This window comes from Ideonella sp. P3_A4 (assembly GCF_056403075.1).
Genome location: NZ_JBFUGE010000273.1, coordinates 1 through 8,038, shown reverse-complemented (window position 1 = coordinate 8,038; position 8,038 = coordinate 1). Strand labels below are relative to the sequence as shown.

Below are 8,038 nucleotides of genomic sequence, written 5' to 3'. Positions count from 1 at the left end.
GGCCAGCACGATGTGCCCGCTGGGCAGCTCGGCAGCCGGCGCATCGTCGGCACCGAACAGGATCTTCTTGCCGTTGACCGTGCCCATGATGTCCGGGCCGGCCAGCCAGTTGTTCGTGCCGACCTCGTACATCGCCGTATGGCCGGTCGCGCCGATGAAGAAGACCTTGCCACGGCCGTCGGCGCTGCGCAGGGTCAGTGCCGGGCCGGTCTCGTAGCCAAGGAACTGGCTGCTCAACGCCGGGATGGTGCCCGTGGCCCCGCCATCGCTGGGGCTGCGGCTGCTCCACGTCTTCGTCTTCGGGTCATAGGCTTCGGCATACGCACCGCTGGCCGAAATGCTGTGGAACAGGTCATGGGTCAGCACCTTGCCGTCGGGCAGCTTGACCCAGGTTTCCTCGTCGCTGCTTTCGTCGCTGTAGATCTTGGAGCCCGTGGACGACCAGCTCTTCTTCTTCAGGTCGTAGATGAACGACGTGGGGTTGGACAGCGACCCGGCCAGGATCTTGTTGCCGTTCAACAGCATCGAGGGCACGTCGCCGTAGTTCGACTCCGGGTGGTGCGGGATCGGCGTCCAGGTGTTGGCCAGCGTGTCGTAGGTTTCGCCGGTGTTGACCCAGGTGGCATCGAGGTTGGGGCCGCTGTATTCGCCGCCCAGCACCCACACGTTGCCATCAGGCGTCACGTGGCTGGCGAAATAGACGCGGCCGGTGTTCATGCGCGCCACATTCGTCCAGGTGCCGTCGATGTAGCTGCCATTGGCGGCTGGCGTCAGCTTGCGCCAGATGCTGCCCGGCAGATCCTGGCTGTGAGCCAGCACCGTGCCGTCGGTCAACAACATCATGGTCTCGACCGTACCAGACGGTGCATTGGTCAGGCGGGTCCAGGTGGCGGCATCAGCCACCTGCGCCATGGCCATCAGGGCGGCTGCGGCACAGACGTGCCGGCACCATGGGGTTTTCGAAGCCAAGTCGATCATCATCACTCCTGCGCCCATCGCGGTGGCTAGGGCTGCATCACAAAGAACGTCCCCGGCGCTGCGGGGACGGACGAGCGGTGAGTATCGTGACTGCGCCCGCCTCTGACGAGAGAGCGGGCGCTGCTGGCTTCGCGCGTTGAAGATTCTTGTCAATGCGGTGGGTGGTGTGCCCACCGCCGTGCCGTTAGACGCCTGCGCGCTGGATGGTCGCCGTCAAGGCACTGCGCAATGAATCGGCACTGTCGACCAGGTGGGCACGCGCCTCGGGCGACAGGTCGCCCCGCCTGCTGGCCGCGGCGATGCGGTCCAACAGGCCACGAGCCTCGGCGCGCAGCAGCCCGCGGGCGTCGGCACGGCTCCCCGACGAAGGCTTCAGCAGCAGGTTGGCCAGGCGCGACAGGTGCTCGCGCTGAAGGTCGCGCCGCGCCGCCGTGATGTCGCCCGAGCGGCTCAGCTCGGCCCAGATGTCACGCGTCAGGCGGCTATACAACTCGCTGAGGCCAAAGGCTTCTTTCGGCGTGCTGGCCTTGGCTTGTGCGTCCAGCAGGCGCGCCGCCAAGGTCTCGCTCATCAGCTGGTTCAGCAGCGCGCGCTGCAGGTCCAACACGATGGCGTCGATCGCAAAGTCGGTCGGGACAGGCTCGGTGCCACCGAAACGCTCCAGGTAATCCGGCGCCAGCTTGCGGGCGAGCGAAGGCGAGATGTGGAAGCTGCCGGCAGCGAGGAAACCTTGGGCCAAGGTGTCCAGCGCCTCGCGCTGCACCGGCGCCGGCACCGGTTGCAGCGGGTCGCGCCCGGAGCCGGGGAAGTCGCGCAGCGTGCGCAGGCCGCCAATCTGGCGGGCCAGCACGCCGGCAGCGCGGGTGGCGTCGCGCAGCGCGTAGCCGAGCGCGCGACGCAGCACGGTGTAGTCCTCGGTCGACTTCAGCGGCCGGTTTTCCTGGCGCTCGAAGAGATCACGCGCAATGGCGATGCGTTTCTTGGCAAACGCCAGCGGGTCGTCGCCGAGGTCGAAGACCAACGACTCCGGGTCCAGACCGAGCAGGTTGTCTTCGTCGGTGCCATAGGCCAGCAACGGCTCCGACGAGCGTGCCGCGATGCGCTGCAGCTCGGCATCCTGTTCGGCTGCCGTGGCGCCGTCGGCAAAGGGCTTGTAGGCGTACTCGATCGCCCAGTAGTCGTACGGGCCCAAGGCGGTCTGGAACGGCTCCGGCGTCGGCTGACCCGGGCCGCCCAGGTTGACCGGCGCGTATTCCATCACCGAGCCGGCCAGGCTGTGGCTGCGCGTGAACTCAGGGTCGGACAGTTGCTTGTCGCTGTAGATGCGCGACGAGCGGAAGTTGTGCCGCAGGCCCAGCGTGTGGCCCACCTCGTGCATCGTCACGTCGAACAGGTAGGCCTGCACGAAGGCATCGGCCTCGGGGCTGGCGGGGTCGATTTCGCCGCGCGCCTCCATCACGTCCAACGCGTAGGCCAGTTGCTCAGCCGCCATCGCGCCATGCTGGCATTGCACTGCCCCCTCGCCATAGTGCATCAGCTCGGCCAGGTGGGCCTCACCATCGGCCTGCAGCAGCGAAGCGGCATCGGCCAACGGGCGGCCGGCCAGCAGCTGGGCCCGCTCGCTGCGCCGATTGCGCGATGACAGGCTTTCAATGCCGATGTCGGCGTCCAGGATTTCGCCGGTGCGCGGGTCGATGTGGCTCGGGCCGATCGCGCCAAAGGCCGGGTCGGCATTGGTCATCCAACGGATCGACGCGTAGCGCATGTCCAGCGTGTCGAACTTGGCGTCGTCCGGCTGCTGCTGCACGACCAGCGCGTTCTTGAAGCCGATGCGCTCGAAAGCGGCGTTCCAGGCCAACACCCCGCGGGTGATCGAGTCGCGGTAGCGCGCGGGCACATCGCGGTCGAGCCAGAAGGTGATGGGCTTGACCGGTTCCGACTGCGCTGCGGTCGGGTCTTTCTTCTCCAGGCGCCAGCGGCGCACGTAGTGGCGGTTCGGCGTGCGCACCGTGTCGTTGCCGAAGTCCAGCACCGTGGTGGTGAAGTAGCCGATGCGCTGATCGGCGCGACGCGGCGTCATCGGCTGCGCCGGCAAGGCGGCGAGCGAATAGTGCAGCCCCAGGAACATGCTGCGCGGATCGGGCAACGTGTTCGGCAGGATGGGCACCGGCGCCCCGGCGGGCGCGCCCGGCACCGCGCTGGACAGACTGCCCGTGCTGAAGTGCAGGTTCAGCTCGAGCGTGACCACATCGGGCTCGCTGCGCACCTGGGTGAAGGCCGAGTTGCGGGCGTCGAAGCCGTAGTTCTGGCGGTAGGTGCGCTGCAGGTTGATGCCCAGGCCCATCAGGTCAGCCACGAAGATCGGGTTGGCCTCGACCAGGATGGCTTTGGTCTCGGCCTGCGGCAGGCTGGCCACCGGTGCGCTGCCCAGCAAGCTGTCGGAGAACGCATTGGCCACCGAGCGCGCTTCGGACGAGCCTGCGGGCGCCATGTAGCGCTCGTTGCGTGCCACCAGCATCACCTGGTTGTGGACGCGGCGGAACTCGACGATCTGCGGCCGGCCGCCGTATTGCAGGCCCAGCATGCTGCCGCCGAAGATGGCCTGCTCGCCGATGCCGTGCGAGAGCTTGGGCGACAGGAACAGCGGCTTGTTGAAGTCGTCGGGTTTCAGCTCGAACCAGACCTTCTCGTCCTTTTGCCACAGCGGCAGCAGGCCGTCGATGCGTTTGGCGTCCTTGATCACCGTGGCAAAGGCCGGCGGTGCCCCCGCCGGCGGCGGCGCGCTCGCCGCGGCCCCGGGCTTGGGGGCCGAAGGTGCGGCGATCGGCGCACCCGGGATCGACGAGCCGGTATTGGCTGGTGCCACCTCGGCGGGCGCAGCCGGCGCGGGCGCCGGGGCCGCAGCGGGGGGCACCGTCGAACAGGCCACCAGGCTCAGCAGCAGACTGCTCGATGAAAGCGCCAGACCGGCGCGCGCGCGCGAAATCGGTTCGAACATGTTGGGCATCGGATGGGAAGCCGGATGAAAAGCCGCGACACGCGCGACGGGGTCGATATTCAATGCAGCCGAATAAAGAACGTCGCGGCACCGATTGCTCGATGCCGCGACGGCTGGGCGTGAAACGATTGTGCCCTCACGTGGGCACCGCGCTGATCGGGACGATTCCCGTGCTCAGCGCGGCTGCAATGGCGGCACGCGGCCGCAGGTTCGACTCTTTTCAGTTCAGCGAGTTCGGACCATCGCGACGAGATTCGCGCTGACCGTCCTTGTGATCACGTTCGCGCTCGCGTTCCCGCTTGCGCTCCTGGCGTTCCTGCTGCAGCTGACGCTCTTCACGCTGCGGCTCAGCCCGCGGTGCGGGCACTGGCTGCGGCGCCGGCTGCACCGCGCGGGGCGCTTCCCGTTGCTCGCGTTGCTGCTGGTGCTGCTGGAAGCCCGGCACCTCGCGCGTGTCGCGCTGGTCGCGTTCGCGCGGGTTCTGGAAGCCCGGCACGTCGCGACGCTCACGTGGGTCACGCTGCTCGCGTTGCGGCTGGACCGGCGAGTCGTTCTCACGCCGCGCCTGCGGGAGCACCTGCCCCGGTTCGCGCTGCACGTTCGGCGTATTGGTCGGCCCACCCGTCATCGGGGGGCGTGCCACATGCGGGCGAACGTTGTCCGGCTGGCCGGCGGACGGGCGGTTCGCCGCCGAAGGGCCGTTGCCATTGGGCGAATGGTCGTCGTCACGCCCGGCGCCTTGCGGACGAGCCACCGAAGGCGCCCCGGGACGCGCCACTTGGGCGGCGTTGCCCTCGTTGCTGGGGCGGTTGCCCGCGCCGTCCGGGCGGTTGCCCTGTCCACGGCCGCCTATGTCCTTGCCATCGGCCTGCGCTTCACGCATCGCCGGTGTCACGCCACGCGGCGGCGGCGGTGTCTGATCACGGTCGCGGCGGCCCGCCTGGACCACCTGGCGCGGTGCCAGCGAGGCGTTGGCCGGTGTCGGCGGGGCCACCTGCATCACACCGCCGCCGCGCGGGTTGTGCATGGCCTTCACCACGTCGGCATCGGCGGGCCGGACAGCCGCATTGACCGCCTGGCGGCGCGTCAGCACGTCGGACGACACCACCGTCACGCCACCGGCGACACCGGTGTTGCGGTACATGATCGGCCGCACCGGGCGAACTTGGTTGATTACCGTCACGTGGGTGATGTTGACCTGCTTGATGTACGTCGGCGAATAGCGGTAGGTCGGGTAGTACTGCTCACGCGGCGCCAAAGGCACCCAACCCACCGGCTGGCCGCCACCGATGTGGACCGACACGCTCAGATTCGCGCCCCCGACCCAGGCCACCATCGCCGGGGCATAGACCGGACGGCGCACATAGGTGCCCGGTGCCCAGCACCAGCGGCCACCCCAGTTCACCCACCGGCCATAGTGGAAAGGCGCAAAGCCCCAGGACGCGTTGTCAACCCAAGTCCAGCCCCACGGGCGAACCCAGGCCCAGTGGCCATAGCGGTACGGCGCCCAGCCGGCTTCGACCGTGGTCGGGTACCAGACCGAGCCATATTCCGGGTGCTGGCCCCATTGGCCGCTGCGGTCCAGGTCTTCGGCGCCAGTCATTTCAGGCGAAACCGGGCGCTGAGCGGCATAACGCTCGTCGCGCGAATCATCGCTGCGCACCCATTGCTCGAAATCGTCGTTGGCCGGAGTCGACCAGTTGTAGTGGGTGCGTTTGTCGGCCGGATCCAGCCACAGCTCGGCGCGCTGGCCGGGGCGCAGCGACAACTGGCTGTCGTTGGATTCGAAATCCATCTCGCCCTGGGTGGTGCCGGCCATGCTGCCGCGCTCGCCGTGGTCGATCCGGTACAAACCCGCCGTGCGCGGCTGGAAGCGCCCTTCGGCGGTGGTGATCTGCAGTTCGCGCGCCACTTCCGGCGAGCGCACGCGCACGGCGGCGGCGCCGTCGTGCAGGGTCAGCTCGATGCGGTCGTCGTCCAGGCGGTTGACTTCCAGGTCGCTGCCCTGGTCAAGCCGGACGATGGTCGAGCCGATCTGCAGCTCGACGCGCGCGTCGCGGTCGGTCGCCACGCGGTCTGCGGTGGTGATCGGCCGGTTGTTGGTGGCCGCCTGCCACTCGCCTTGGCCGGCCTCCAGCAGCCAGACTTGGCCCTTCATGTCAGCCAGCCGGCCGACGCGCCCAGGCGGATCGTCTTCGGCATGGGCCGCCATCGCTGCCAAACCGAGGCCACCGGCCACCAACGCCGCCGCCAGCCCGCGAGCGGCGAAGGCCAAGCGATGTTTCCAGATGTTCATGTGTCTATCTCCAGACTCTTCCGAATCCACAACGCAGGGCGGGTCGATTCGGCTGACGTCACAGTGTTGCTGGCTTGTAACTGGCACGGGTTCAGTCGTCGCTGGCCGGGTCGAGATCAGGGAAAAGGACGCTGGTAAACCCCAGCCGCGTCAGGTCTCGCATGCGGGTCGGGTACAGCCTGCCGATCAGATGGTCGCACTCGTGTTGCACCACCCGTGCGTGAAAACCCTCAGCTTCGCGCTCGATCGGTCGGCCCAACTCGTCCACCCCGGTGTAGCGAATTCGCCGGAACCGGGGCACGACGCCGCGCAGACCAGGCACCGACAGGCAACCTTCCCAGCCCTCTTCCTCGGCCAGCAGGCCGTCGGCCTCCGGCAGCGGCGTGATCACTGGGTTCAGCAACACGGTCTTGGGCACCGCCGGAGCGTCTGGATAACGTTCGTTGCGATCGAAACCAAAGATCACCAATTGCAGATCAACGCCGATCTGTGGCGCGGCCAACCCGGCGCCTTGGGCCGCGGCCATCGTGTCGAACATGTCTTGCACCAGCGCCCGCAGCTCAGGCGTGCCGAAAGCCAAGACCGGCGGCGCCAGGCGCAACAAACGCGGGTCGCCCATCTTCAGGATCTCTCGCACCGCCATCGCTCACCTTGTCGTGCAGGGAAGGTCGGCATTATGTGATGCGTCAAGACCATGACAGTGCGACCCGGCATTGATACCCTCGCCGACTCGATGAGCCCTCCCCCACCGCCACCCAGTGCCCCGCTCCGAATGAAGTCTTCTTCCACCACCTACGTCGGCCTGCTGCGCGGCATCAACGTCGGCAAGGCCAAACGGGTCCCGATGGCCGAGCTGAAGGCCTTGATCGAATCGCTGGGCTACACCGACGTGAAGACACTGCTGAACAGCGGCAACGTGGTCTTCCGCGGCCCCAAAGGCAAAGCGGCCGACGCGGCCAAGCGCATCGAAGCCGCCCTGCCCGGCGCATTCGGCTTCAGCGCCAAGTTGACGGTGCTGGACGCAGCGCAATGGGCCGAGTTGCTGACAGACAACTCACTGCTGGACCGGATGACCGACCCGTCGCGGTTCCTGGTCGCCGTGTGGCGCAACGCGACGGCGCGCGGCGCTGTCGAGAAGCTGGCGGCGCAAGACTGGTCGCCCGACCTCTTTGCCACCGGCCGCCACGCTGGCTACCTCTCGTGCACCGAGGGCATCCTCGCCAGCAAGGCCGCTATGGCGCTCGACAAGGCCTTGCGCGACGAAGTCACCAGCCGCAACTGGGCCACCGTGCTGAAGATCGGCGCGATGCTCGAACCCGACAAAGCCTGACGATGACTGAACCACAGTACTTCGCCACACCCGCCGCGCTGCGCGCCTGGTTCAAGAAGAACCACGCGAAAGCCGCCGAACTGCTGCTCGGCTACTGGAAGGTCGACAGCGGCCAGCCCAGCGTGACTTGGCCCCAGTCGGTCGACGAGGCCTTGTGCGTCGGCTGGATCGACGGCGTGCGCAAGCGCATCGACGACGAGCGCTACACGATCCGCTTCACGCCGCGCCGGCCCGGCAGCGTCTGGAGCCAGGTCAATGTGAAGCGCGTGCCCGAACTGGTGGCCGAAGGCCGCATGCAGCCAGCCGGGCTGGCGGCGTTCGAAACCCGGGGCGAGAAGCACGAACGCGGCTACTCGTTCGCTGATCGTGCGCAAGACTTTCCGCCCGAGATCGAGGCGCAGTTCCGCCGGACGAACGCCGAAGCCTGGGCCTTCTT

6 protein-coding genes are annotated in these 8,038 nt (G+C 67.9%); 2 read left to right on the top strand and 4 right to left on the bottom strand.

Annotation, left to right across the window (positions count from 1 at the left end; all coding sequences use genetic code 11):
- The 4 genes from AC1DYI_RS20940 to def all read right to left on the bottom strand — a co-directional run.
- Positions 1-978 (bottom strand): Kelch repeat-containing protein (locus AC1DYI_RS20940; RefSeq protein ID WP_477206063.1); only part of this gene is annotated, 978 nt, incomplete at its 3' end.
- 184 nt (positions 979-1,162) lie between these two features.
- A complete protein-coding gene (locus tag AC1DYI_RS20935) occupies positions 1,163-3,976 on the bottom strand; it encodes a zinc-dependent metalloprotease (protein WP_477206062.1) in 2,814 nt (937 codons plus the stop codon).
- A gap of 220 nt (positions 3,977-4,196) precedes the next feature.
- Positions 4,197-6,272, bottom strand: a complete 2,076-nt coding sequence (locus tag AC1DYI_RS20930) for a DUF6600 domain-containing protein (RefSeq protein WP_477206061.1) — start codon at positions 6,270-6,272, stop codon at positions 4,197-4,199.
- A gap of 91 nt (positions 6,273-6,363) precedes the next feature.
- Entirely contained in the window at positions 6,364-6,915 is a 552-nt protein-coding gene (gene def, locus AC1DYI_RS20925) for a peptide deformylase (RefSeq protein WP_477206060.1), read from the bottom strand.
- Between the two features lie 129 nt (positions 6,916-7,044).
- Between def and AC1DYI_RS20920 the strand changes: the two genes are divergently transcribed.
- The gene (locus AC1DYI_RS20920; protein ID WP_477206059.1) at positions 7,045-7,602 is read left to right on the top strand and encodes a DUF1697 domain-containing protein; all 558 of its coding nucleotides are present in this window, start codon (positions 7,045-7,047) and stop codon (positions 7,600-7,602) included.
- Positions 7,603-7,604: 2 nt separating this feature from the next.
- Positions 7,605-8,038, top strand: a 434-nt coding sequence (locus AC1DYI_RS20915) for a YdeI/OmpD-associated family protein (RefSeq protein ID WP_477206058.1), incomplete at its 3' end; no start/stop codon positions are given.